Source organism: Amycolatopsis sp. NPDC059235, assembly GCF_042754125.1.
GTDB lineage: Bacteria > Actinomycetota > Actinomycetes > Mycobacteriales > Pseudonocardiaceae > Amycolatopsis > Amycolatopsis albidoflava.
The window spans coordinates 1-25,635 of record NZ_JBHZAG010000082.1; the positions used below are offsets into that span (position 1 = coordinate 1).

Consider the following 25,635-nt stretch of genomic DNA (forward strand, 5'->3'; position numbering starts at 1 on the left):
TCTTTTTTTTATACGATCCTGGGTTGGGGGGGGGTGGGGGCTTGCGCCCCAATGTGGCATTGGGTGCGTCAGATGCACCCAATGTGGCGTTCGGTGCGTCGCATGCACCCAATGCCACATTGGGGCGCGTCGCGGCGGACCGGTTGGGGGCGTGAGGGGAACCCTGAGGGACTCTGAGTTCGTGAAGGTTCCCCTCACGGACTTCAGGGGGTGGGGGCGCAGGCGGTGTGGCCTACGGTGACTGAGCCTGTTGCGCCGGAGGCGGGGGCGAAGTCGATGCGGAGCATGGTCAGGGTCATGCTTCCGTCGCCTGGGAGCGTTTGGATGTTGAAGACCGCGTTCGCCAGTACGGTTCCATCGCTCTTCGTCAGGGGCTTGGTGTAGTTCGCGGGGATGGGTGAAGGCAGGCCGCTGATTCCGGTGAGGCCGCTCAGGGTCCAGTTCGCGTTGGTGCCGCTTTGGGTTGCCTTGCAGGTCACTGTGTACGACGAGATGCGGATGCGTTTGCCTCCCGCGCTTACCAGGGCTGACAGTTCGAAGTTGTTGCCGGTGGCGGTCGACGTCGTGGTGGTGACGTCGTTCGCGGGGTCGACGACTTCGGTGGTGCAGCTTGACGTGCCGCCGCCGAATGTGACGCCGGGCTTGGACACTGCGGGTGCGGAACCGCTGGTCGGGCCTTCTACGGCGCACGGGGCCTGGGTCGGGATGGAGATCGTGGTGCCGGCCTTGGTGAAGTTCGCGTTGCCGGTGTCGGCGATTCCGGCGGGGCTGTCCGCGGCGGCGGTGCCGGCAGCGGCGAGCAGGCCGGCGGCGGTCAGTGCTCCGGCCAGTTTGGCGCGCTTGATGATCATGTCTCGTCTCCTCGCTGCTGATGCTGCTCAAAGGTCTATCCGCAGGTCCGAATCGCCCGTTGCGCCCTCGGGCGGCGATCACCCGTCCGGGATCGCGGATCAACCCGTTCGTGGCCCAGCGCTCAGCTGGGGCGGCAGTGTCGCGTTCGTCACCGTTTCCGCAGGACAGCGGGTAAAGGCAGGCCGCGGGGCAACCACTACCCTGAAGGGGGTAACCGACTGGCGACGAGCGCCACGAGAGAGCGGAGCCGACGTGTCTGTGTCTTCACCACCTCCGGGGGCGGCCCGGGATGGCGCTGTAGAGGACCTGCGCGCGACCGTCGGGCTGCAGATCCAGGACGAGCCCTTGCTGCGCGCGATCGCGGGCGGGCTGGCGGACGTCGAGACGATGCTGCGGGACGTCGTGAAGAGCGACGTGCCCGCTGTGCACGACGCGGCGTTGCACCTGGTCGAGGCGGGGGGCAAACGTTTTCGTCCGCTGTTCACGCTGCTGTCCGCGCAGTTCGGGCCGAAGCAGGGCGAGCAGGTGCTGATCGCGGCTGCCGCGGTCGAGCTGGTGCACCTGGCGACGCTGTATCACGACGACGTCATGGACGAGGCGACCATGCGCCGCGGCGCGGAGAGCGTCAACTCGCGCTGGGACAACACCGTCGCGATCCTCACCGGCGACTACCTCTTCGCGCACGCTTCGCGGCTCGTCGCCGACCTCGGCACGGACGCCGCGCGGATCATCGCCGAGACGTTCGGCGAGCTGGTCAGCGGGCAGATGCGGGAGACGGTCGGGCCTGGGCCTGGCGACGATCCGGTCGAGCACTACCTCACCGTGATCGCGCAGAAGACCGGTTCGCTGATCGCGACGTCGGGGCGCTTCGGCGGCATGATGTCCGGCGCGGCCGAGGAGCACATCCAGGCGCTGCGCCGCTTCGGCGACATCATCGGGGCGGCCTTCCAGATCTCCGACGACGTCATCGACATCGCGTCGCCCTCGGTCGAGCTCGGCAAGGCGCAGGGCACTGACCTGCGGGAAGGCGTTCGCACGCTGCCGATGCTGTACGCGCTGGCCGATCCGGGCACCGACCCGCGGCTCGTCGAGCTGCTCGCCGGGCCGATCACCGACGACGAGCTGGTGGCCGAGGCGCTCGAGCTGCTGCGCCGTTCCAGCGGCCTCGAACGCGCGCGCGAAACTCTTTCCGACTACGCTTCCCGAGCACGTGCCGAGCTCGCCTCGCTGCCCGCTTCCCCTGCGCGCGACGCTTGCGAGTCGGTCGCCGACTACCTGGTCGCGCGAACGTTCTAAAAGGGGCGGAAGATGTCCATTTTCGGGCAGGTGTGGCTCTGGAGCCTGCTGGCCTTCATCGTCGGCGCGGTCATCGCCTGGCTGGTGCTGGCGCGTCCGGCACGCAAGCGGGTACGCGAACTGGAAGCGGAACTGGCGAGCGCGCACGCGGACACTGCGCGCGCCGCGGCCAGCACGCCCGCGCGCACCGCGGTGCTGCCGCCCGCGGAGGACTGGACCAGAGACCGCCGCGAGCACGCTCCGACGGAAGTCATCCAGGCGACGAGCGCTTTCGAGCCGGAAGCCGAGTACGACGCGGAATACCGCACGGCTCCGGAACCGGCGGCCGCCGCGGCCTCTGTGGACACTGCGGAGTCTCCGGAGGACGACGTCGACGAGGCGTTCGCTCAGGCCGAGGCCCGCGAACACCATGCGGCGAACGGTCTTTTCGACAGCGCGCCGGCCGAGAGCGCTCCGGAGGACTCCGGCTCGGCTTACCGCGCCGCGGCCACCGAGTACCTGCAGCCGGTCGACCGCGACACCGGTTCGCACCGCATCGCCGAGCCGGCCGAGGACCACGACAGCGGCTACCACCGCATCGCGGAACCGGCGGACGCGCACGACAGCGGCTACCACCGGATTCCGGACCCGGTCGACGTTCCGGCGGCGGACTACTCCGAGGCGGACAGTCCCGCTGAGCAGGAGCAGAGCCATCACCTGGCCGAACCGGCCGACGGTCTGTCCTCTTTGGAGCGGCGACTCGACCCGAATCCGTTGGACAGCACCGCTTCGGAGCCCGAGCCGGTCTCGCTGTTCCGCCCGGGCCCGGGCCGCGCGGCCGAGCCGGAGCCGGACTGGTTCAACCAGACGGACGCGCCGCAGCGGTCGGCGTTCGAAGAACCCGCCGAACCGGTCGAATCGGCTGTCGGTCACCTCGAAGAGGAGTCGACGACCGATCACCTGATCCCGAATGTCGAGCCCGCCGCAGAGGCCGCAGTGTCCACAGAGGACACTGCGGACGCTGTTGACGCTGCGGGTGGCCAGGGCTTGCCGAAGCGGCAGCGCCGTGAATCCCCGCGCGGCGGTTTCGACGCGCCGCAACCGATCCAGCCGTCGATGCGCCCGGTGGAGCGCCGCGAACCGGATCTCGCCGGCGGGCACAGCGGTTCGCTGTTCGAGCCGTCCGTGCAGCCGAACCAGTCCGCGATGGCTGCTCCGGAACCGCCGCCCGCGCGCCAGACTGCTGACGACGCGGTGCCGCCGGGGCCGTTCGGCCCGGGGTCGGCGATGCCGCGTCCGGGCGGTGGCCGTCCGGCGGATGGTTTCACGGTGAAGGCGAGCGTGACGGCGTTGCGGTATTGCGGGGAGGATTCGCCGCAGTTCCCGAAGATGGTCGCCGAGGTGTGGTTCCGCAGCGCGGCTGATGCCGAGCGGGTCGGGTTCCGTCCCCTGCACTGAGTCCACATGCGACAGAGGCCGCCATCCCCGAGGGGGTGGCGGCCTCTGTCGTAAGTGGACTAAAACCTAAACGACAGTCCAGGTGTCCTTGCCCCGCAGCAATCCCTGCAGGTCCGGCTTCCGAGCCTCACGCGCCTGCTCGACCTGGGCCCGCGCCGCATCGTCGTACGTAGGACGCTCGACCTGGCGCAGGATTCCCATCGGGACGTGGTTCAGGTTCTGGTCGCCGAGGCGGGAAAGCGCGAAGGCGTACGAGGTGTCCGCGATGGACGGATCGTGCACCACCAGGTTTTCCTCGCCGATCTCGGCGACCTTGCCGACATCCAGGCCGCCCCAATCGCCGCGGCGGACGCCGTATTCGCCTTCCGAACCGAAGCGGATCGGCTCGCCCGTGCGGAGCGGGATCAGCCGGGAGGCGGCTTCGTCCTTGTCCTTCAAGACATCGAACGCGCCGTCGTTGAAGATCGGGCAGTTCTGGTAGATCTCCACCAGCGCCGAACCGCGGTGTTTCGCCGCCGCCTCAAGGACTTCGGTGAGGCCCTTGCGGTCGGAGTCCATCGCGCGGCCGACGAACGACGCCTCCGCGCCGATCGCCAGCGACAGCGGGTTGAACGGCGTGTCCAGCGAACCCATCGGCGTCGACTTCGTGACCATGCCCTGGCCGGACGTCGGCGAGTACTGGCCCTTCGTGAGCCCGTAGATCCGGTTGTTGAAGAGCAGGATCTTGATGTTCACGTTGCGCCGCAACGCATGGATCAGGTGGTTGCCGCCGATGGACAGCGCGTCGCCGTCTCCGGTCACGACCCACACCGACAGGTCCGGGCGCGTCGTGGCGAGACCGGTCGCGATCGACGGCGCGCGGCCGTGGATCGAGTGCATGCCGTAGGTGTTGAGGTAGTACGGGAACCGCGACGAGCAGCCGATGCCCGAGATGAAGACGATGTTCTCGCGCTTGAGCCCGAGCGTCGGCAGGAACGACTGCACGGCGTTGAGCACCACGTAGTCGCCGCAGCCGGGACACCAGCGCACTTCCTGGTCGGACTTGTAGTCCTTGGCCTTCTGCGGTTCGTCGGTGGTCGGCACCAGGTCGATGCCGCCCAATTGCGGCAGCCCGAGATCGATGGCGGTCACTTGACGCCCTCCGGAACGAGGTTGGCGATGATGTCGGAGAACACGTTCTGCAGTTCCTCGGCCTTGAACGGCAGGCCGGCGACCTTCGTGTACGAGTGCACGTCCACCAGGAACTTCGCCCGCAGCAACAGCGCGAGCTGGCCGAGGTTCATCTCCGGGACCACGACCCGGTCGTAGCGCGCGAGCACCTCGCCGAGGTTGTGCGGCAACGGGTTGAGGTGGCGCAGGTGCGCCTGCGCGATCGGCATCCCGAGCTTGCGCACGCGACGGCAGGCCGCGCCGATCGGGCCGTAGGACGAACCCCAGCCCAGCGCCAGCACGCGCGCCTCGCCGGACGGGTCGTCGACCTCCAGGTCCGGCACGTCGATGCCGTCGATCTTCGCCTGGCGCAGCCGCACCATCTTGTCGTGGTTGTCCGGGTCGTAAGAGATGTGGCCGGTGCCGTCGGCCTTCTCCAGCCCGCCGATGCGGTGCTGCAGCCCGGGAGTGCCCGGGATCGCCCACGCCCGCGCGAGCGTCTCCGGGTCGCGCACGTACGGCCAGAATTCGCCGGATCCGTTGTCGGAGTTGGGTTCCGCCGCGAATTCCACGCGCAGATCCGGCAGGTCCTCGACATTCGGGACCAGCCACGGCTCGGAACCGTTGGCGATCGCGCCGTCGGACAGCAGCAGCACCGGCGTGCGGTACTTCAGCGCGATCCGGGTGGCCTCGATCGCCGCGTCGAAACAGTCGGCGGGCGAGAGCGGCGCGACGATCGGCACCGGTGATTCGCCGTTGCGGCCGTACATCGCCTGCAGCAGGTCGGCCTGCTCGGTCTTGGTCGGCAGGCCGGTGGACGGCCCGCCGCGCTGCACGTCGATGATCACCAGCGGCAGTTCGGTCATCACGCCGAGGCCGATGGTCTCCGACTTCAGCGCGACGCCCGGGCCGGACGTGGAGGTGATGCCCAGCGCCCCGCCGTAGGACGCGCCGAGCGCGGCCCCGATGCCGGCGATCTCGTCCTCCGCCTGGAAGGTGATGATGCCGTAGTTCTTGTGCTTGGACAGCTCGTGCAAAACGTCCGAGGCCGGGGTGATCGGGTACGTGCCGAGCAGGATCTGCAGCCCGGACTGCTGTCCGGCGGCCACGATCCCGTACGCCAGCGCGGTGTTCCCGGTGATCTGCCGGTAGGTGCCCTTGTCCAGCTTCGCGGGCGCGACCTCGAAGGTGGTCGCGAACGATTCAGTGGTTTCGCCGTAGTTCCAGCCTGCCCGGAAGGCAAGGATGTTCGCCTCGGCGATGTCCGGCTTCTTCGCGAACTTCTCGCGCAGGAAGCGCTCGGTGCCCTCGGTCGGCCGGTGGTACATCCACGACAGCAGGCCGAGCGCGAACATGTTCTTGCAGCGTTCGGCGTCCTTCTTGCCGAGGCCGGTGTCGGCGAGCGCGCCCTGGGTCAGGGTCGACATGGCGACCCGGTGCACCTGGAACGGCGACAGCGAATCGTCGTCGAGCGGGTCGGTCTCGTAGCCGACCTTCACCAGGTTCCGCTTGGAGAACTCGTCGGTGTTGAGGATGATCGTCCCGCCGTGCGGGACGTCGCGGACGTTCGCCTTGAGCGCGGCGGGGTTCATCGCGACGAGCACGTCCGGCCGGTCGCCCGGCGTGAGGATGTCGTAGTCGGCGAAGTGCACCTGGAAGGACGAGACGCCGGGGATGGTGCCCTGTGGCGCCCGGATCTCGGCCGGGAAGTTCGGCATGGTCGACAGGTCGTTCCCGAAAGCCGCCGCCTCCGAGGTGAACCGGTCGCCGGTCAGCTGCATCCCGTCGCCCGAGTCGCCGGCAAACCGGATGACCACCCGGTCCAGCTTGTTCACCTCGGTGGAGCGGGACGCGGTCAGCGCGCCTTGCCCGTTCCCGGCCGCGCTGCCGTTCGCACTGGTGCTCATGGGTCAGGGAATCCCTCTCTCCCGGCGTGCTGCGGGCCAGGGTCGGCTCCCCGGGGAGCCCGCCGAGGCCTGCTTCCGAGGTTACTCGCCGCGCCCCTGGCCGCGGCCCGAGTGCGGTCAAGTGTGGGGTGGCCAGACCAGATGCCCGCCAGGGTGCCCTCGATCGTAGGGCGAATCGGGCCCTCGTCCGGAGTGACGCGCGTCTCTTGCCGACCGCGCGGCACTGACCAGCAGTTTGCTCCAGGTTGAGGGTTCCCGGAATGTGGGAATTTGTGCGCGGTGCTGGTCAGCGGCCGCTGATGCGCGCCTTCATCGCCGCCAGCCGCTCGGCGAATGCCGGTGCGGCCAGCGATTCCAGCTGCGGAACGAGCTCGGCGTCGACCGCCGCGGCGTGGTCGGTCAGGCCGCTCGTGTGCCGCATAGTCCGCTTGGTGGACAGCACGACCTCGCGCGGCGCGGCGACCGTCGGGGCGGCGAGGTCGCGGGCGGCCTGGACCAATGCGTCGTGGTCGCCGTCCACAAAGCGCAGTGCGAACCCGACCTTGACTGCGGATTCCGCGGTAAGGGTTTCGCCGAACAACGCCATCGCGGACGCCTGCTGCGGACCGAGGATTCGCTGCGACATCCAGGTCATGCCGCCGCCGGGGTGCAGGCCCAGTTCGAGGAACCGCGGGATGAATTTGGCGTGCGGCCCCACGAGGCGGACGTCGGCGGCCAGCGCGAGGTTCAGACCAGCGCCGACAGCGGCCCCGCCGACCGCGGCGATCGTCGGCAGGCTGCATCCGGCGACAGCGAGGAACCCCGCGTACACCGAGCGCAGCCCTTCGGCGTCGGCCTTGCCGAGCGCGGTGAGATCCGCGCCCGCACAGAACGCTGGCGGTGCGCCAGTAACGATCACTGCGTGCACGTTCTCGTCGGCTTCGGCGCGCGCGACCGCTGCGGCCAGCTCGGCGGAGAGGTCGAGAGTGAGCGCGTTGCGGCTCTTCGGGGCGTCGACGGTGAGCAGCGCGACGCCTTGGTCGTGCTCGCTGTGAATGCGGTCGGTCATGCCGCGAGCATCTCAGGAGGGCGTCGGCGGGCGCTCCAGCAGCCGGGACAACACGACTGTCGACACGGTGCGATCGATGATTTCCAGCCCGCGCAGCCGTTCGAGCGCGGTCTCCAGGTGGTGGATGTCGGCGGCGCGCAGGTGCACGATCGCGTCCGCCGCGCCGGAGACCGTGTACGCGGCGACGACCTCGGTCAACGGCTCGAGCCGGGCGCGGATCCGGCCGGGCGTGACGTTGCCCTGGCAGTGCACCTCGACGAACGCCTCGGTGCCCCAGCCGAGCGCCTCCGGGTCGACGACCGCGGTGAAGCCGCGCAGCACGCCCGTTTCCAGCAGCCGGTCCACGCGCCGTTTCACCGCGGGGGCGGACAGCCCGACCACCTTGCCGATCTCCGCGTAGCTGGAGCGGGCGTTGGCCACCAGGCAGGAAACGATTCGCTGGTCGATGGTGTTCACACGCAATGTTTAGCACGCAGGTGCGCAGTGAACAGCGATTGATTGCGAGATTAGGTCCACCTTAGCCTGGTTGCATGCAGGGAGAGGCTGTGCCGCCGCGGGTGCCCACGCCCCGCCGTTACCTGATGTGCCCGCCGCGTTATTTCGCCGTCGACTACGCGATCAACCCCTGGATGGACCCCTCCAAGCCGGTCAGCGCGGACGTCGCCGTCGCGCAGTGGACCGAGCTGCGCGACACCTATCGCCGCCTCGGCCACACCGTCGAGGAAATCGACCCGCAACCCGGCCTTCCGGACATGGTGTTCGCGGCCAACTCGGGCACCGTCGTGGACGGGCGCGTGCTCGGCTCGCGGTTCCGTGCCCCGCAGCGCGCCGCCGAGGCGGAGCACTTCCGCCGCTGGTTCCTCGAACACGGCTACCGCGACCTGACCATGCCGGAGAAGATCAACGAGGCCGAGGGCGATTTCGCCTGGACCGGAAAGCTGCTGCTGGCCGGCACCGGCTTCCGCACCGACCCGGCCGCGCACGCCGAGGCGCAGGAGGTGCTCGGCGTCCCGGTCGTGTCGCTGCAGCTGATCGACCCGCGTTATTACCACCTGGACACCGCGCTGTTCGTGCTGGCCGAGGCGACCGACACGGCGACCGCGCAGGTCGTCTACTACCCGGAGGCGTTCTCGCCTGGTTCGCAGCGCGTGTTGCGGCGGATGTTCCCGGACGCTGTTCTCGCTACCGCGGCTGATGCTGAGTGCTTCGGGCTGAACGGGGTGTCCGACGGGCGGAACGTCGTGCTGCCGGTCGAGGCGACGGACCTTGGTGCGCGACTGGCTGAGCGAGGCTACGAGCCGGTCTACGTGGATATTTCGGAGCTGCGGAAGGCCGGCGGCGGGCCGAAGTGCTGCACGCTGGAGATCCGCAAGTAGGTCAGTGCGGTTTCCGATCGGCAGTTTTGCCAACCCCGGCTTACTCCAGGACCCGGCCGAGGAAGCCGCGCAGGTAGCCCGCGACCACGTCGAGGTGGCTCTCCAGCAGGAAGTGACCGCCGTCGATCAGGTGCACCTCGGCGTCCTTGGCGTCGCGGGCGAAGGCTTCCGCGCCGGCTGGGCCGAAGATCTCGTCGTTGCGGCCCCAGACGGCGAGCACCGGGACGTCGTGGGTGCGCAGGAACTCGTGCAGCCGCGGGTAAAGCGGGCGGTTGTGCTGGTAGTCGCGGAACAGCGCGAGCTGGATTTCGTCGTTGCCGGGGCGGGAAACGCGGGCGTGGTCGTGCTCCCAGGTGTCCGGGCTGACCAGGCTCGGGTCGGGGACGCCGTGCAGGTACTGCCAGCGGATGGCGTCGTAGCTCAGCGCGGTGCGGACGGCCGGTTCGGTGTCCGGGCCCGGGTTCGCGCCGTAGGCCCAGAGGCCGGTCCAGAACGAGTCGACGAAGCCTTCCTCGTAACCGTTGCCGTTCTGCGTGACGATCGCGGAGATCCGGTCGGGGTGCTTGAGCGCGAGCCGCCAGGCGATCGGGGCGCCGTAGTCCTGGACGTAAACCGCGTAGCGGTCCAGGCCTAGCTGGTCGAGCAGGCCGGAGGTGAGGTCGGCCAGTGCGTCGAAGGTGTAATCGAACTCGTCGGTGCTGGGGGCGGCGGAGTAGCCGAAGCCGAGGTGGTCCGGCGCGATCACGCGGTAGCGGCCGGCCAGCAGCGGGATGAGGTTCCGGAACATGAACGAGCTGGTCGGATACCCGTGCAGCAGGACGATCGCGGGCGCGTCGGCGGGACCGGCCTCGCGGTAGAAGAGCTCTTGGCCGTCGACGACGGTCGTCCGGTGCTGGATCATGACTAACTCCTTTAAGGTCTTAATCCGGTTAGGTACTCGCCAGGGAAGCATGGTCGAGCTAACCTGTCAAAGGGTTCAGTCTGGTTAGGGAGCTTCGATGGACGCGCTGCTCGACCTGCTCAACAGCAGGCCGCTGGTCAACGGCGAGGAACAGGACGCGCTCGACCGGCAGTGGGCGCGGGAGCACGGTGGCGACGGGAGTGCCGCGGAGCTGGAGCTGCTGATTCGTGCGCGGGATCTCCTGCGGGACGTCGTGCGCGGGGACAGTTCGCCGGTCGTGTTGCGTCCGCTGCTCGACGGGGTGCGCCAGGTTCCGGAGATTTCCGCCGGCGGCCTTCGCTGGTCAGTGGAGACGCCGCCGCATGCCCGGCTGGCGGCCGGGGCGGTGCTGGACTGGGCGGCGCTCGAAAAGGATCTTCCCGGCCGGTTGCGGGCCTGCGCCAACGACGAGTGCCAGTTGTTCCTGCTCGACCGCAGCCGGGCGAACCGTGCGCGCTGGTGTTCGATGGCGGCGTGCGGGAACCGGGAGAAGGCTCGGCGGCACTATCAGCGCAATCATTGAATCTTCACCCAAACGTGTGAAGATGAGGGCTGTCTACAAGTGTGGACATATTCCGATTTTCCTGCGGGAGTGTTTTCTCCACCCCAGAAGTCCCCTGTTGACCATGGGATCAGCGTCGGTAACTACTCCGTTTGCTAATCCGATTAATCGGGTACGGTACTTCGGACGGGAGGCGCGATGATCACCTTTGCGGTGCACGGCATTGGCAAACCCCAGCGAGCCCTCGACCCGGGAGAGGACGAGCGGTGGATCACCGTGGAGCAGTTCGACGCGCTGCTGGACGTCGTCTCGGGGACGGGCGCACAGCTCACCTTCGACGACGGGAACTCGTCGGACGTCGAGATCGCCTTGCCGCGGCTTGTTGAGCGTGGGCTTTACGCCGAGTTCTTCCCGCTGGCCGGCCGGGTCGGCGAGCGCGGGTACATCGACCGCGACGGGCTGCGGCAGCTGGTGGACGCGGGGATGCACGTCGGATCGCACGGGTGGGACCGGCTGGACTGGCGGCGCCTCGACGGGTCGTTCGCGGTGCGCCGGGAGCTGGACGAGGCACCGCGGTTGCTGGAGCGGCTGAGCGGCACCCCGGTGCGGCGGTTTTCGCTGCCGGAGGGGCGGTTTGACCGGCGGGTGCTGACGCATCTGCGCGAGGCCGGGGCGACCCGCGTGTACGCGAACGTCGGCGGGGTCCGCGGGGCGGCGCTGGTGCGGTCGCGGACGGAGATCCGGTCGGACCTGAGCTCGCGCTGGGCCGAGGCAGTGAGCCGCCGTCCGCGCCGATTCCCGGCCCGCTGGGCTTCTCGGCCAGGCCGGTAACTCGCGATCCGCGAAGGCCTCCTTCACGCACTTTGATTCCCATGCCAGGGCCCTAAAACGGCCCTGCGACTGCGCGCGGGATGTCCGTGAGGGGAACCCTGAGGGACTCAGAGTCCCTCAGGGTTCCCCTCACGCACGTCTGTCGGGGTGGCGGGGGCGCGCAGCTTGGGGTTTCTTTGCGGGTTGCTCGGTTCGGTGGGAAAAAACACCCTCTTTTGGCGGGTTGTGACCGCATCCGTTCGGCGGCATCCTGAGCGCGCGCCGCCGTAAGGAAAGTTTCCTAATAAACAGGGAGCGTCGATGCGGAAACTCGTCCTGCTCGCGATTTTGGCGATAGCCGCCGCCGTCCTGCCCGCCGCGCTCGCCTCCGCCGCGACCCGAGCCGCGAATCCGGCCGCGAACCCGGCCGCCGAAGCGGTTCAGGCGGGCCCGACCGCGGACCAGATCCTCGCCAAGGTCGCCTCCTGCAAGCAGATCTCCAACGGCAAGTACAAAACCGACGAAGACTCCGGCAGCGCGACCGTCCCGGTGTGCGACGCGGGCAAAGCGGTCTTCTGGAAAGCCGACATGGACATCGACTGCGACGGCCAGCGCACCACCGAGTGCAACGAGAACACCGACTGCTGCTTCCAGCCCGACACCGCCTTCCCGCAATCCGACGGCAAAGCGCTCAACGCCGCCAAACTCCCGTACATCGTGGTCCCGTCTTCGAGCAGCATCTGGAACTACGAAAACTCCGGCCTCCGCGGCGGCGGTTCCTGTGCGGTCATTTACAACGGCAAGGTCGAGTACGCGGTCATCGGAGACACCGGGCCGAACAAGATCATCGGCGAGGCGTCGTACGCGACGGCCAAGGATCTCGGCATCAACCCGGACCCGAAGAACGGCGGCGTCGACTCCGGCGTGACCTATGTCTGCTTCAAGAACTCCGCGGTGGACCCGATCGAGGACCACTCGGCCGCGACGGGCACCGGGGAAAAGCTGGCGTCGGCGTTCGTGGGCGGAAACTGAATTTTCCGAAGCTTCGGAAGGCATTCACTGCCCTTTCCGGACAACGGTGGGCAAATTCCCCGGGCGATGCGGCCGGATGGGGTAACCGCCGGTCCGGTGGGCGGCGCAAGGCGGGAATCCGTGCGAGGACACGGGTTCCCGCCTTGTTATGCGGAACCGGTAACGAAGCCCGTCCGCGCTCCGACCAATGAGCAGCGAGCGGTCGGGCGGAGGTTTCGTTGTGAAGATCAGCGTCTTCGGGCTGGGATACGTCGGGTGCGTGTCCGCGGCTTGCCTGGCGGGACAAGGGCACGAGGTCGTCGGAGTAGACGTCAATCCGGCGAAGGTGGACCTGGTGACGGCCGGCAAGGCGCCGGTGGTCGAGGAACGGATCGGGGAATTGACCGCGGAAGTGGTCGCCTCCGGGGCATTGCGGGCGACGACCGAGGTGGCCGAGGCGATCCTCGCGACGGACGTTTCCCTGGTGTGCGTCGGTACGCCGTCCGCGCCCAACGGGAGCCTTTCCACCGAGTACCTGCAGCGGGTCGCCGAGCAGATCGGCGATGCGTTGAAAGAACGAAAAGCTTTGGGGAACAACGAGAATCGGCACACGGTGGTGTTCCGGAGCACGATGCTGCCGGGCACCTGCCTCGGGCTGCTCGTGCCGATCTTGGAAAAGCACAGCGGCGGTACCGCGGGGGTCGACTTCGGCGTCGCGGTGAACCCGGAATTCCTGCGCGAGGGCACCAGCGTCCGCGACTTCTTCCAGCCGCCGAAAACGGTGATCGGCGAGTTCGATCCGGGCAGCGGCGACGTCGTGGCGAAGCTGTACGAGGGGCTGCCCGGCGACGTGTTCCGCGTGCCGATCCCGGTCGCGGAGATGACGAAGTACGCGGACAACGCTTTCCACGGCGTGAAGATCGGTTTCGCGAACGAACTCGGCGCGATCTGCCGTGCGCTCGGGCTCGATTCGCATCAGGTGATGGACGTGTTCCTGGCCGACCGCAAGCTCAACATCAGCCCGGCGTACCTGCGGCCCGGGTTCGCCTTCGGCGGCTCCTGCCTGCCGAAGGACCTGCGCGGGCTGGTCTACGCCGCGCGGCAGGCGGACATCTCGGTGCCGTTGCTCGCGCACGTGCTGCCGTCGAACGCCGAACATCTGCACCGGGCGTTCGAATTGGTCGCGCGGACCGGGAAACGCAAGATCGGGCTGTTCGGGCTTTCCTTCAAACCGGGCACCGACGATCTGCGCGAGAGCCCGCTGGTCGAACTTGCCGAACGCTTGCTCGGCAAGGGATACGACCTCAAGATCCACGACGCCAACGTCAGCCTGTCGCGGCTGATGGGGGCCAACCGCGAGTACATCGAAAGCAGGCTGCCGCACCTCGGGCAACTGCTCGCCGGGTCGGTGCAAGAGGTGCTCGACCACTCCGAGGTGTGCTTGATCGGCACCTCGGACCCGGAGGTGCTGGCCGCCCTGCCGCACGGCAGCGGGCCGGTGCTGGTCGATCTGGTCCGCGTCCCGGACGCCGCCGCGCGCCGGGCGGAAGAGGGGTACGTCGGCCTTGCCTGGTGAAGGCTTTTCCGAAAACGAAATCCTGCGGAACCGGGTCGCGCTGATTCTCGTCGAGAATCTGTCGGTGCCGTTCGACCGGCGCGTGTGGCAGGAATGCCAGACGCTGCGCGACGCCGGGATGACGGTGCACGTGATCTGCCCGCAGGGCACCAAACGGGACACCGAGGCCGAAGTCGTGCTCGACGGCGTGCACATCCACCGGTACCCGCTGCAGGCGGCGACCGGCGGGCCGGCCGGGTACGCGCGCGAGTACGGATCCGCGCTGTGGCACACGTTCCGGCTCGCGCGCAAGATCGGCCGGGTCGACGTCGTGCACGCCTGCAACCCGCCGGATCTGCTGTTCCTCGTCGCCCGGATGCTGCGAAGACGCGGCGCGAAGTTCATTTTCGATCAGCACGACCTGGTGCCGGAACTGTATTTGTCCCGCTTCGACCGCGGACAGGATTTCCTTTACCGCGGCGTTTGTGCGTTGGAACGTTCCACCTATCGCGCGGCGGACGTCGTGCTGTCCACCAACGAGAGCTACCGCCAGGTCGCGCGGATCCGCGGCGGCAAGGCGCCCGAGGACGTGTTCGTGGTCCGCAGCGCGCCGGTCGTGGAGCGGTTCCACGAGGTGCCGGTGGAGCCGGAACTCAAGCGCGGCAAGCCGAATCTGCTCTGCTACCTCGGCGTGATGGGCCCGCAGGACGGCGTGGACTACGCCCTGCGCGCGCTCGCGTCGCTGCGTGACGAGGTGGGCCGCGACGACTGGCACGCGGTGTTCGTCGGCGCGGGCGACACGTTCGACGAGATGGTCGCGTTGTCGCATCAGCTCGGATTGTCCGGACAGGTGGAATTCACCGGCCGGGTGTCCGACGAGGATCTGCTGCGGTATTTGTCCGCGGCCGACGTGTGCCTTTCGCCGGATCCGCTCAACCCGCTCAACGACGTGTCGACGATGAACAAGGTCATGGAATACATGGCCATGGGCAAACCGATGGTGTCGTTCGAGCTGCGCGAGGCGCGGGTGTCGGCGGGCGACGCGGCGCTTTACGCCCCGGCCAACGACATCGCGGAGTTCGCGAAGCTCGTCTCCGTGCTCCTGGACGACCCGGAGCAGCGGGAACGGATGGGACAGCTCGGCAAGCAGCGCGTGCGCGGACCGCTCGCCTGGGGCAATTCCCAGGCGGCGTTGATCAAGGCGTACGAGCGTGCGCTGGGTTGAGCCGGGTCGCGTTTCGAACAAGGTTCGGCCGGATGGTGTAACCAACCGGTGCGGTGCCGCGACGGGGTCAATGACCCGTGCGTCGGCCCGTGAGGGGAGACCTGGTTTTGAGTGACGAAACAGTACGCCTCTCTGTCGTGGGGAAGGTGGTGCGCCGGCGATGGCGAGCGTTGCTGCTGCTCGCGGTCATCGGCGCGGGTGCCGGGGCCGGGGCTTCCGCGGTGCTGTCGCCGGGATACGAGGCGCAGTCCAGCGTGTTGCTGCAGGGACCAAGGCAGCCGGACGAGCTGCTGACCGAAGCGCAGGTGGCGACGAGTTCGGTGGTGCTCGACCGGGCGTCCGCGGCGCTGGGGCTCGGGGTCCGCGGGACGGATCTGCAGAAATCGGTCGCCGCGTCCGTGGCGCAGGGCAATGTCGTGACGATTACCGCGAAAGGCTCCACTCCGGAGCGCTCGCAGCAGCTGGCCGACCAGGTCGCGGGCGAGTTCGTGAAGTATTCGACGCAATTGCTCGGAAATTCCGCGGACCAGGCCGCGCAACTCGCGCAACAGCAGAAGGAATCGCTGCGCCAGCAGATCGTGCAGACCAACCAGCGGATCCTCGACCTGTCGAAGTCCGTGGCGAACGGCGACACCGTCGAGGGCGTGCAGGCGCGCACGACGCTGCAGGGCTTGCGGACCGCGCTGGAGCAGGCGGTCAACAACCTCAACGCGGCGGACGCGGCGACCGGCGCGGGCAACATGGTCGTGCTCGGCCCGTCCGAACGGCCGTCCTCGCCGTCCGCACCAACCTTCCTGCAGTTGACGGTCGGCGGCGCGGTGCTGTTCTTCGTGCTCGGGATCCTGGCCTATCTGTTCGGCGCGCGGACCGACCGGAGGCCGCGCAGCGAAGGCGAAATCGGCTCGGCACTGGGCGCTCCGGTGCTGGCGAGCATCGACACTCCGGCGACCTCGCACGCGCCGGCGAAGTGGTGGCGGAAGGCCGTCGGGAACGACCGGCCGTGGAATCTGCCCGAGGTGCCGGCGTCCGCGGACGACGCGGCCCGGGAGGTGCGGTACCGCCGCGTGCTCGCGCGGCTGGGTGCGGATCGCGACGGAGTGTTGCGGCTGCTCATTCTGGTTCCGAGCGGGGACGCCTCGGCACGGAACGTCGCGGAGCAGTTCGCCGGCACGGCTCGCGGCGACCGCATCCGCGTCGAGGTCACGGTGACCGAAATCGAGGTGGTACCCGGGGCGCAGCCGATCGTGCCGGACGGAACGGCAGGGGTGCTCGTGGTGATCTCGCTCGGCTCGCGCAACGCGTGGGAACTGGTTTCGATCGCGGAGGCTTGCGCGGACTCGGGGCACGAAATTCTCGGCGCCGTGCTGGCGCGGGAAGTGCACGTCGCCGGCGGACCGAAGCAGAAGCCGGTCGCCAAACCCCGGACCGATGAACTGGCTGGTGCGCGATGAGCGCCGGGCAGGCCCAGCCGCTGGTGGATCTTCAGCGGCTGGTGGTCGCGCTGCGGCGCAAGCGGCGGTTCTGGCTGACGACCGCGCTGGCCGGGCTGATTCTCGGCTGTGCGGTGGCGATCCTGCTGCCCGCGCCGCCTACCGCGGTCACGAAGATCATGGTGATCCACCCGGACGATTCGCCGACCGACAGCGGCACGCTGATGCGCACCGACGTCGCCGTGCTTTCGACGGCGAACATGGCGGCCGCCGCGCTGAAACGGATCAACAACACCGAATCGCCGTCGGATTTCCTGAAGGACTACGCCGGGCTCGGCCTTACCAACAACGTCATGCAGGTGACGGTCAAGGGGAAGACGAAGGACGAGGCGGTCGCGAAGGCGAAGGCGCTCGCGGACGCGTTCATCGCCGACCACACGGCGCGTACCCAAGCCGCGGCGACCGGTCGCTCGAAGGCTTTGCTGCAGCAGCGGGATCAGTCGCAGGCGCAGTTGGCGGACATCGACAACCAGGCCGCGGCTGAGGTCGCGAAGGGGCGCAATTCCAACGCTGGCGCGCTGGAGCAGCTGTACACGCAGCGCGCGAACCTGGTGTCGAAGATCGCCGATTTGCAGAACCAGGCGCAGCAGGCCGGGATCGGGTCGCCGGAAGTCATCGCCGGGACGCAGATCGTGGACGCGCCGGCGGTCCAGCCGGTGTCGAAGCTGAAGACCTATGGCACGGACGGCGGCGTCGGGCTGGCCTTGGGTCTCGCGCTCGGGCTCGCTTTCGCCGCGGTGTCCGCGTTGGTCCGGGACCGGCCGGTCTTGCGTCGCGAAATTTCGCAGCACCTCGGGGCGTCGGTCATCGCGCAGGTGGGCGTGAAGCCGATCGGCCCGGCGAAGCTGTGGCGGCGCTCGAAGGCGGTTACTGAATCCAGCCGGGTCGCGCTCACGCTCGCGCGGGCGGCGCGGGAGGACCGGGCTTCGCTGTCGCTGCTGGAAATCGGTGCGGCCTCGACCGCGGCGGAGCTGGCGGTGGAACTCGGTCGTTCGCTGGCCGAGGACGGCCCGGTGGTGCTCGTGGACGACCTGCCGGGCAAGGAAGTGTCGCGGCTGCCGGTGGAAGGAAACGTCCAGGTCGTCGAGGCTGGCGACCCGGCGGTGGCGCGCGCGGTGCGGCGGGTCGGGGTCGGCACGGCCGCTCCGGGCACGGCGTGGACCGATCTGTCGGCGCTCGGCGCGGAGGCGGTGCTGGTGGTGCGCGCCGGGTTCGCGAACACGCAGTGGCTGCACACCGTCGCGCGGCAGCTCGCCGACTGCGGCGTCCCGATTCTGGGCGTGGTGCTGGTCGATCCGGATCCGAAGGACCGCACCGACGGCACGCTCTGGGACGGGCTGCACACGGCGTTGCGCGGGCGGGCGGCCGTGGTCGCGAAGAAACAGGAAGACGCGGTCGAGCTGGAACTGCGCGAGGAAACCAAGCCGATCGAATGGCCGGGGAAACGCGACACCGAGCGCAGGCGCCGTCCGCTCGACCGGACTCGTCCGCCCTCGCCGGTGGATCCGGACGCACCGACGAGGCGGCTCAAACCCGTACAGGAAAGCTAGGGGGACCAAGCGCATGTGCGGCATCGCGGGCGCGTACAGCTGGCCGGACGGCGGCCCGCTCACCGACCGGCTCACCCAGTGCCTCGCGCACCGGGGGCCGGACGGCGACGGCCGCTACGACCACCGGGAAGTCCACTTAGGACATCGTCGGCTGTCCATCGTGGACCTGTCGGAAACCGGCGCGCAGCCGATGACGGCCGAGGGCCTTGCCCTGACCTACAACGGCGAGCTGTACAACGCGCCGGAGCTGCGGGCCGAACTCGAAGCCGCCGGGGTCCGCTTCCGCGGCACCTCCGACACCGAGGTGCTGCTGCGGGCCTGGCGGGAGTGGGGAACGGACTGCCTGCCGCGGCTGCGCGGGATGTTCGCCTTCGCGGTGTACGACGAACGCACCGGTGAGCTGGTGCTCGTGCGGGACCAGTTGGGCATCAAGCCGCTGTTCTTCGTGCGTCGCGGCGGCGGGGTCGTGTTCGCGTCGGAGCTGAAGGCGCTGGCTCGCGAACTCGGCGACACCTTGAACGTGGACCAGGCCGCGATGATCGCGTCGCTGCTCTACTACTGGGTCCCGGACAGCCGGTGCGCTTACCGCGAGGCGGAGAAACTGTCGCCGGGCACTTGGCTGCGGTTCCGGCCGGACGGCAGCACGGACACCGGCGCTTACTGGTCGCTGCGCGAAGTCGCCGAGGAAGGCGCGGAGTATCGCGGCGAGGTCGACCTGCACGCGGTCGTCGAGGATTCCACCCGCAAGCACCTGCTGTCCGACGTCCCGGTGGCGACCTTCCTCTCCGGCGGCCTCGACTCCAGCTACCTCACCGCGCTGGCCGCGCGCGAGCAGCCGGGGATTTCGGCTTACACGATCGGTTTCCGTCCGGAGGACGCGAAATTCGAGGCAATGCCGGACGACCTGCGCTACGCCCGGATCGTCGCCCGCCAGTTCGGCGTGGACCTGCACGAGATCGAGATCGCGCCGGACGTCCAGGATCTGCTGCCGCGGATGACCCACCACCTGGACGAGCCGATCGGCGACCCGGCGGCGATCAACTCGTACCTGATCTGCTCGGCCGCCCGCGAGGCCGGCGTGAAGGTGCTGCTGTCCGGGATGGGCGCGGACGAGCTGTTCGCCGGGTACCGGAAGCATTTGGCGAACCTGCTCGCGTTGCGGTATCGGCGGGTGCCGGGCGTGGCCCGCCGGGCGATCGGGGCGGCGGTCGACCGGCTGCCGGTCGCGTCGTCCACGCGCGGTTACCGGTCGGTGCGGTTCGCGAAGCGGTTTCTGTCCTTTGCGGACCTTCCGGAGGAAACGGCGTTCCGGCGCAGCTACACCATGTACGACCGGGCCGAGCTGCTCGACCTGGTCTCGCCGGATCTTCAGTCCGAAGTGGACGATGTACTCACCGAACACGCGGACATCTACTACGACACGAAGCTGACCGACCAGGTCAACCGGATGTGCCTCGCCGACGCGCGAATGTTCCTGCCGGGCTTGAATCTCACCTACACCGACCGGTCCACCATGGCCGTGTCCACCGAGGTGCGAACGCCCTTTGTGGACATTGAAGTGGTCCGGGCCGCGTTCCGAGTGCCGGGCCGGGAGAAGATCGCCGGACGCCAAGGCAAGGTGGCGTTGAAGAAGGCAGCCACCGCGATCCTGCCCGACGAAATCGTGTACCGGCCGAAGGGCCTGTTCAGCGCTCCGCTGCGGGCGTGGATGAGCCGGGATCTCGCGCCGCTGGTGCGCGAGGTCATCGAGGACGGCGTCCTGGTCGAGTCCGGTTTCCTGCAGCGCGACGCCTTGCGCAAGCTGGTGGCCGAGGACGCCGCCGGGCGCGAGGACCGCGCGAAACATCTTTGGCACGTGCTGACCCTCGAGTACTGGTACCGCGGGGCCCTCCGCGGCGAGCGGCTAGGAGTCCAGTGAAACAGGTAGTGCAGAACTACAAGAGCGGCGAGCTGGCCCTGCTCGACGTCCCGGTGCCGGCGTGCAAACCGGGCGGCGTGCTGGTCCGCAGCCAGTACTCGCTGATCTCGACCGGCACCGAGATGATGAAGGTGTCCGAGGCGGGAATGTCGTTGCTGGGCAAGGCCCGGTCGCGGCCGGACCAGGTCGCGAAGGTCATGCAGAGCGTCGCGACGAACGGCCTCGCCGCGACGTATCGGAAGGTGTCCGGGAAGCTCGATTCCTATACGCCGCTGGGCTATTCGCTGTGCGGCGTGGTCGAGCAGGTCGGCGAGGGCATCGACGACGTCGTGGTCGGCGACCTCGTGGCGTGCGCCGGGAACGAGCACGCGCTGCACAGCGAGCTGAACTGGGTGCCGAAGAATCTGTACGCGAAGGTGCCGGCCGGGCTTTCGCCGCGGCAGGCGGCGTTCGCGACGGTCGGCGCGATCGCGATGCAGGGCGTCCGGCGCGGCGAACCGCAGCTCGGCGACCTCGCGCTGGTGATCGGGCTCGGCCTGATCGGGCAGCTGGTGGTGCAGTTGCTGGTGGCGACCGGCGCGCGCGTCGTCGGCGTGGACCCGGACGCGCAGCGCTGCGAACTAGCGCGGGAGCTGGGCGCGCTGGCCTGCGGGCATCCGGCGTCCGGCGAGATCGACCAGGCGGTGGCCGAGCTGTCCGGCGGACACGGCGTCGACCAGGTGTATCTCGCCGCGGGCGGGGCGTCGAACGATCCGGTGGAGCTGGCCGCGCGGCTCGCGCGCGACCGCGGCCGGGTGGTGGACATCGGCAAGATCTCGCTGAACCTGCCGTGGAACGCTTACTACGAAAAGGAACTCGACGTCCGGTTCTCCCGCTCCTACGGGCCCGGCCGTTACGACCCGTCCTACGAGCTGGAGGGCCGGGACTACCCGATCGGCTATGTGCGCTGGACGGAACGGCGCAACCTCGAGTGCTTCCTCGACCTGGCCGCGCGGGGCAAACTCGACGTGTCGCCGCTGATCAGCCACACCGCGGACTTCGCGAAAGCGGTCGAGACCTACCGGGCGCTCAACGAGGGCGAGCTGAAGGCGGTCGCGGTGCTGTTCCGCTACCCGGACGCGCCGCCTGCCGAGGACGAAAGCGTGGTGTCCACGGTTCCGGCGGCCCCGGCCGTCGACAAGCGGCCGGACCCGTTGCGGGACTTGCGGATCGGGTTCATCGGTGCGGGCAACTACGCGTCGTCGATGATCCTGCCGCACCTGGCCGGGGACGAACGCGTGCTGCTCACCGACGTCGTCACCACCTCCGCGCTCTCCGGGACCAACGCGAAGCGCAAGTTCGGTTTCGTCTCCGCGAGCACCGACGTCGACGCGTTGCTGGAGGACGACCAGGTCAGCACGGTCTTCGTGGTGACCAGGCACAGTTCGCACGCTGAGCTGACGCGGCGGGCGCTCCTGGCGGGTAAGGCGGTCTTCGTGGAGAAGCCGCTCGCGTTGTCGGAGAAGGAACTGCGCGGCATCGTGGACGCGGTCGCGGAATCGGGCAACGACCGGCTGCAGGTCGGGTTCAACCGGCGGTTCGCGCCGCTGCTGGTCGAGGCCAAGAACCAGTTCGGCCCGCGGGTCGGCCCGGCTTCGGTGCGGTACCTGGTCAACGCGGGCCGCCTCGACGCGAACAGCTGGTACAACCAGGCCGATTCCGAGGGCAGCCGGTTTGTCGGCGAGGGCGGGCACTTCATCGACACGGTCAGCTGGTTCCTCGGCAGCGACCCGGTTTCGGTGTACGCCACCGGCACCCCCGGAAACCACGACCTGCAGGTGCTGCTGCGCTACGCCGACGGCTCGACGGCGTCGATCAGCTACATCACCAGCGGCAGCACCGCGTTCCCCAAGGAAACGCTTGAGGTGCTCGCCGACGGGAAAGTGCTGAAATTCGACGATTTCGTCCGCGCCTCGGTGTTCGGGCGCAAGCGCTGGACCAGTTCGCGGCTGCCGAAGGCCCGCGACAAGGGCCAGCAGGCCGAACTGGACACGTTCATCACCGCGCTGAAGACCGGCGTCGCGATGCCGATCAGCCTCGACTCGCTCGTGTCCACGACGCTGGCGACGCTGGCCGTGCACCGGAGCCTGGAGACCGGCGCGCCGGTGCGGTTGGAGCGGTGATGGACCCGTCCTGGTACCTGCGCCGGCTGTCCGCGATGGGGCCGGCGGAGATCGTCGGCCGGGTCGGCGACGTCGTGCGCAAGCAGCGCTGGCGCGGCGAATCCCAGCGGCAGCCGACCTGGGCGGCGACCCGGACGTTCCCGGCCTGGCCCGCCGAGCCGGAGGTGCCCGCGACCGGCCGGGAAAGGCTGGTCGCGGCAGCGGATCGGCTGATGGACGGGCACGCCGAGTATTTCGGCGTCGCACGGGACGACCTCGTCGCGCCGGATTGGGCGTTCGATCCGAAGACCCGCCGTCGCGCGCCGGGGGACCGGTATTCCTTCGAGATCCCGTACCGCGACGAGAACGCGATCGGCGACATCAAGCAGATCTGGGAACCCTCGCGGCATCAGCACCTGACCGTGCTGGCCGCGGCGTACCAGGTGACCGGCGACGATCGTTACGCGCACCGCGTGGCTGATCACCTGAAGTCGTGGTGGGCGGCCAATCCGCCGATGCGCGGCGTGCACTGGCTGAGCGGGATCGAGCTGGGGATCCGGCTGCTGTCGTGGGTGTGGGTGCGCCGGCTGCTGGACGGCTGGTCCGGCGCGCCCGGGCTGTTCGAGGACAACCCCGAGGCGTTGCGGCAGATCTGGCACCACCAGCGGTGGCTGGCGGCGTTCCCGAGCCGGGGCACTTCGGCCAACAACCACGTCCTCGCCGAGGCTGCCGGGCAGCTGGCGGCGTCGTGCGCGTTCGACTGGTACCCGGAGTCCGCCGGCTGGCGATCCGACGCGATTCGCTCGCTGGACTCGCATTTACGGGCCAACACCTTCACCTCCGGCTTGAACCGCGAGCTGGCCACGGAGTACCACGGTCTCGTGCTGGAGCTGGGCCTCGCCGCCGCGCTGGAGGCCGGACCGCGACTGCCGCGCTCGACCTGGCTGGAACTGCGAGCGATGTGCGACGCCCTCGCGGCCATTGTGGACTGTGCCGGACGCCCGCCGCGCCAAGGCGACGCCGACGACGGCTTCGGCCTGATCGTGGACGGACCGGAGACGGACCGCTGGCATTCGCTGCTCGCCACCGGCGACGCGCTGTTCGGCCGCGCGGAGTGGTGGCCGAAGCTGCCCGACGACGACGTGCGCACGGCGTTGTTCGCAGCGCTGCGCTCCCGAGTTCCGCAGCTGGACAACTCCCGCGAGCGCCCGGTCTTCTCCGACGCGGGCATGACCATTCTGCGCAGCGACAACGGCCCGGAGATCTGGTGTCGCTGCGACAGCGGTCCACACGGCTTCCTCGCCATCGCCGCGCACGCGCACGCCGACGCGTTGTCCATTGAGGTCCGGCACGACGGCGTTGACATCCTCGCCGACCCGGGAACGTACTGCTACCACGGCGAACCCGAGTGGCGGGCGTACTTCCGCTCCACGCTCGGCCACAACACGCTGCAGTTCGGCGGGGTCGACCAGTCGACTTCCGGCGGCCCGTTCCTGTGGACGCGGCACGCCAACTCGCGCACCCTCGCCGCGACGCCCACCCAATGGCAGGCCGAACACGACGGTTACGCCCCGGCGCTGCACCGCCGCACCGTCGAGCTGTCCGGCCGGACGCTGACCGTGGTCGACGAGGTAACCGGCGGCGGACCCGCCAAACTCGCCTTCCACCTCGGGCCGCTGCTGTCGGCCGAGCTGGACGGAAACACCGCGCAGCTCACCTGGCCCGGCCGCACCGCGACGCTGGAACTGCCGCCGCAACTCGCCTGGACCGCGCACCGAGGCGAGACGAATCCGCCGCTGGGCTGGTATTCGCCCGGCTTCGGCCGCCGCGAACCCGCCACGACGCTCGTCGGCTCCGGTCCCGTCACCGGGCCGCTGACCACCGTGCTCCGCCTGCCCTGATGTCGAGAGGATCCACCGTGCGAAGGATTTTGGTGCCGCTGCTGGGAGCGTTGCTCCCGCTCGCCCTGGCTTCGTGCAGCTCGTCCGGAGCCGCGCCAGCTCCGGTCACCGGATCGACTACGCCGCAGGGCCCGGTCGCCGCGGTCTGCGATCACGTGCCGCCCGGCCCGGCGACCGCGCCGGCCGGGGCCGTCCAGGTGGATCCGGCTGTGGTGGACGACTTGTCGGCCAAGACGAAGAACTCCCCGGCGGGCACCACGTTCTGGCTCGCGCCCGGCACGCACCGGCTCACCGACGACGAGTACGCCCAGGTGCAGCCCAAGGACGGCGACGTCTACCTCGGCGCTCCCGGCGCGGTGTTCGACGGGCGCAAGAAGAACCGGTACGCCTTCGCCGGCCCGGCCAAGGACGTCCGGCTCGAATCGTTCACCGTGCAGGGCTTCACCGCGCCGCGCGACGAGGGCGTGGTCAACCACGATTCGGGCCCGGGCTGGGTCATCCAGCACCTGACCGTGCAGGACAACGACGGGGCCGGGCTGATGGCCGGGCCCAAGCAGCAGATCCTCGACAGCTGCCTGCGGCGCAACGGCCAGTACGGCCTGAACGCCTACTCCGGCAACGCCGTGGTGACCGGGCTGGTGCTGCGCGGAACCGAGATCACCGGCAACAACACCGGGAACTGGGAGTCCAAGGTCCCGGAGTGCGGCTGCACCGGCGGCATGAAGTTCTGGGCGGTGGACGGCGCGGACGTCGTCGGCAACTGGGTGCACGACAACCGCGGCACCGGGTTGTGGGCCGACACGAACAACAACGATTTCCTGATCGAGGGCAACCTGATCGAGAACAACGACAGTGCCGCGATCATTTACGAAACCAGCTACAACGCGATCATCCGCAACAACACGATCCGCCGCAACAACCTGCTCGACGGCCGTGCGCATGCCGACCGCGGCGACCCGTTCCCGGCCGCCACGATCTACGTTTCCGAGTCCGGCGGCGAACCGCGGCTGAAGGCCCGCACGAGCAATCTCGAAATCTCCGGAAACGTGCTGCAGGACAACTGGAACGGCATCATCCTGTGGGAGAACGCCGACCGGTTCTGCAACAGCCCGGCCAACACCTCCAGCGGCTCGTGCACGAAGCTCGTGCCGAACGTCGCGACCTGTTCCGCGCCGGCGATCGCGAAGAAACCGCTGTACAGCGACTGCCGATGGAAGACCCAGCGGGTCGTGGTGCAGCACAACCAGTTCACCCTCAACTCGAAGGCGCTCGGCTGCGAGGAGGTGTGCGGCCGGATGGGCGTGCTGTCCAATTTCGGCAGCTATCCGAACTGGTCGCCGTACCAGGGCGCGGTGATCCAGCAGGCGATCACGTTCCAGCAGGACAATTCCTGGCACGACAACGCGTACGCCGGTCCGTGGACGTTCGTCGCCAAGGAAATGAGCAACATCGTCGGCATCGGCGAATGGCAGAGCGCGCCGTACCACCAGGACGCGAATTCGAGCTACAAGCCGAACGGGGGCTGAC

The 25,635-nt window shown here is 69.0% G+C and carries 20 protein-coding genes; 14 read left to right on the top strand and 6 right to left on the bottom strand.

Annotated elements, in window-relative coordinates:
* Positions 1-203 precede the first annotated feature (203 nt).
* Complete coding sequence (locus ACFXI3_RS36915) at positions 204-851, bottom strand: hypothetical protein (protein ID WP_378405939.1); 648 nt, start codon at positions 849-851, stop codon at positions 204-206.
* A 259-nt stretch (positions 852-1,110) separates the two neighbouring features.
* Here ACFXI3_RS36915 and ACFXI3_RS36920 point away from each other — a divergent pair, with 259 nt between their 5' ends.
* Together ACFXI3_RS36920 and ACFXI3_RS36925 are read left to right on the top strand one after the other, a co-directional pair.
* Entirely contained in the window at positions 1,111-2,148 is a 1,038-nt protein-coding gene (locus ACFXI3_RS36920; protein WP_378405980.1) for a polyprenyl synthetase family protein, read from the top strand.
* A gap of 12 nt (positions 2,149-2,160) precedes the next feature.
* Positions 2,161-3,585 (top strand): hypothetical protein, encoded by a 1,425-nt coding sequence (locus ACFXI3_RS36925; RefSeq protein ID WP_378405941.1) that lies wholly within the window; start codon positions 2,161-2,163, stop codon positions 3,583-3,585.
* Between the two features lie 66 nt (positions 3,586-3,651).
* Here ACFXI3_RS36925 and ACFXI3_RS36930 read toward each other — a convergent pair whose 3' ends face one another.
* The 4 genes from ACFXI3_RS36930 to ACFXI3_RS36945 form a co-directional block, all read right to left on the bottom strand.
* A complete protein-coding gene (locus ACFXI3_RS36930) occupies positions 3,652-4,716 on the bottom strand; it encodes a 2-oxoacid:ferredoxin oxidoreductase subunit beta (RefSeq protein ID WP_344269818.1) in 1,065 nt (354 codons plus the stop codon).
* A complete protein-coding gene (locus ACFXI3_RS36935; protein WP_378405943.1) occupies positions 4,713-6,641 on the bottom strand; it encodes a 2-oxoacid:acceptor oxidoreductase subunit alpha in 1,929 nt (642 codons plus the stop codon). The genes ACFXI3_RS36930 and ACFXI3_RS36935 overlap by 4 nt, the downstream gene beginning before the upstream one ends.
* A 286-nt stretch (positions 6,642-6,927) precedes the next feature.
* Positions 6,928-7,689, bottom strand: coding sequence for an enoyl-CoA hydratase (locus ACFXI3_RS36940; protein ID WP_378405945.1), 762 nt, complete (start codon positions 7,687-7,689; stop codon positions 6,928-6,930).
* Positions 7,690-7,701: 12 nt separating this feature from the next.
* Complete coding sequence (locus tag ACFXI3_RS36945; RefSeq protein ID WP_037712217.1) at positions 7,702-8,145, bottom strand: Lrp/AsnC family transcriptional regulator; 444 nt, start codon at positions 8,143-8,145, stop codon at positions 7,702-7,704.
* A 74-nt stretch (positions 8,146-8,219) separates the two neighbouring features.
* Here ACFXI3_RS36945 and ddaH point away from each other — a divergent pair, with 74 nt between their 5' ends.
* The gene (gene ddaH, locus ACFXI3_RS36950) at positions 8,220-9,065 is read left to right on the top strand and encodes a dimethylargininase (protein ID WP_344269835.1); all 846 of its coding nucleotides are present in this window, start codon (positions 8,220-8,222) and stop codon (positions 9,063-9,065) included.
* A gap of 40 nt (positions 9,066-9,105) precedes the next feature.
* On the opposite strand, the gene ACFXI3_RS36955 is transcribed toward ddaH, so the two are convergent.
* Positions 9,106-9,966, bottom strand: a complete 861-nt coding sequence (locus ACFXI3_RS36955) for an alpha/beta fold hydrolase (protein WP_378405947.1) — start codon at positions 9,964-9,966, stop codon at positions 9,106-9,108.
* Positions 9,967-10,063: 97 nt separating this feature from the next.
* Here ACFXI3_RS36955 and ACFXI3_RS36960 point away from each other — a divergent pair, with 97 nt between their 5' ends.
* The 11 genes from ACFXI3_RS36960 to ACFXI3_RS37010 all read left to right on the top strand — a co-directional run bounded on the left by ACFXI3_RS36960 (position 10,064) and on the right by ACFXI3_RS37010 (position 25,634).
* Positions 10,064-10,528 carry a CGNR zinc finger domain-containing protein gene (locus ACFXI3_RS36960; protein WP_378405949.1) on the top strand — a complete coding sequence of 155 codons (465 nt, stop codon included), beginning with the start codon at positions 10,064-10,066 and terminating at the stop codon, positions 10,526-10,528.
* A gap of 177 nt (positions 10,529-10,705) precedes the next feature.
* Positions 10,706-11,338 (top strand): polysaccharide deacetylase family protein, encoded by a 633-nt coding sequence (locus ACFXI3_RS36965; RefSeq protein ID WP_344269844.1) that lies wholly within the window; start codon positions 10,706-10,708, stop codon positions 11,336-11,338.
* A gap of 300 nt (positions 11,339-11,638) precedes the next feature.
* The gene (locus ACFXI3_RS36970; RefSeq protein ID WP_378405951.1) at positions 11,639-12,349 is read left to right on the top strand and encodes a glycoside hydrolase family 75 protein; all 711 of its coding nucleotides are present in this window, start codon (positions 11,639-11,641) and stop codon (positions 12,347-12,349) included.
* Positions 12,350-12,569: 220 nt separating this feature from the next.
* A complete protein-coding gene (locus ACFXI3_RS36975) occupies positions 12,570-13,904 on the top strand; it encodes a nucleotide sugar dehydrogenase (RefSeq protein ID WP_378405953.1) in 1,335 nt (444 codons plus the stop codon).
* A 130-nt stretch (positions 13,905-14,034) separates the two neighbouring features.
* Complete coding sequence (locus tag ACFXI3_RS36980) at positions 14,035-15,108, top strand: glycosyltransferase family 4 protein (RefSeq protein WP_378405982.1); 1,074 nt, start codon at positions 14,035-14,037, stop codon at positions 15,106-15,108.
* A 107-nt stretch (positions 15,109-15,215) separates the two neighbouring features.
* Positions 15,216-16,559 (top strand): exopolysaccharide biosynthesis protein, encoded by a 1,344-nt coding sequence (locus ACFXI3_RS36985; protein ID WP_378405955.1) that lies wholly within the window; start codon positions 15,216-15,218, stop codon positions 16,557-16,559.
* Positions 16,556-18,148, top strand: a complete 1,593-nt coding sequence (locus ACFXI3_RS36990; RefSeq protein WP_344269854.1) for a Wzz/FepE/Etk N-terminal domain-containing protein — start codon at positions 16,556-16,558, stop codon at positions 18,146-18,148. Before ACFXI3_RS36985 ends, ACFXI3_RS36990 begins: the two co-directional genes overlap by 4 nt.
* Before the next feature lie 13 nt (positions 18,149-18,161).
* Positions 18,162-20,066 carry an asparagine synthase (glutamine-hydrolyzing) gene (gene asnB / locus ACFXI3_RS36995; RefSeq protein ID WP_378405957.1) on the top strand — a complete coding sequence of 635 codons (1,905 nt, stop codon included), beginning with the start codon at positions 18,162-18,164 and terminating at the stop codon, positions 20,064-20,066.
* Positions 20,063-22,228 carry a bi-domain-containing oxidoreductase gene (locus tag ACFXI3_RS37000; protein ID WP_378405959.1) on the top strand — a complete coding sequence of 722 codons (2,166 nt, stop codon included), beginning with the start codon at positions 20,063-20,065 and terminating at the stop codon, positions 22,226-22,228. The genes asnB and ACFXI3_RS37000 overlap by 4 nt, the downstream gene beginning before the upstream one ends.
* The gene (locus tag ACFXI3_RS37005) at positions 22,228-24,108 is read left to right on the top strand and encodes an alginate lyase family protein (protein ID WP_378405961.1); all 1,881 of its coding nucleotides are present in this window, start codon (positions 22,228-22,230) and stop codon (positions 24,106-24,108) included. The genes ACFXI3_RS37000 and ACFXI3_RS37005 overlap by 1 nt, the downstream gene beginning before the upstream one ends.
* A complete protein-coding gene (locus ACFXI3_RS37010) occupies positions 24,105-25,634 on the top strand; it encodes a right-handed parallel beta-helix repeat-containing protein (RefSeq protein ID WP_378405984.1) in 1,530 nt (509 codons plus the stop codon). The genes ACFXI3_RS37005 and ACFXI3_RS37010 overlap by 4 nt, the downstream gene beginning before the upstream one ends.
* The last annotated feature ends 1 nt before the right edge of the window (position 25,635 follow it).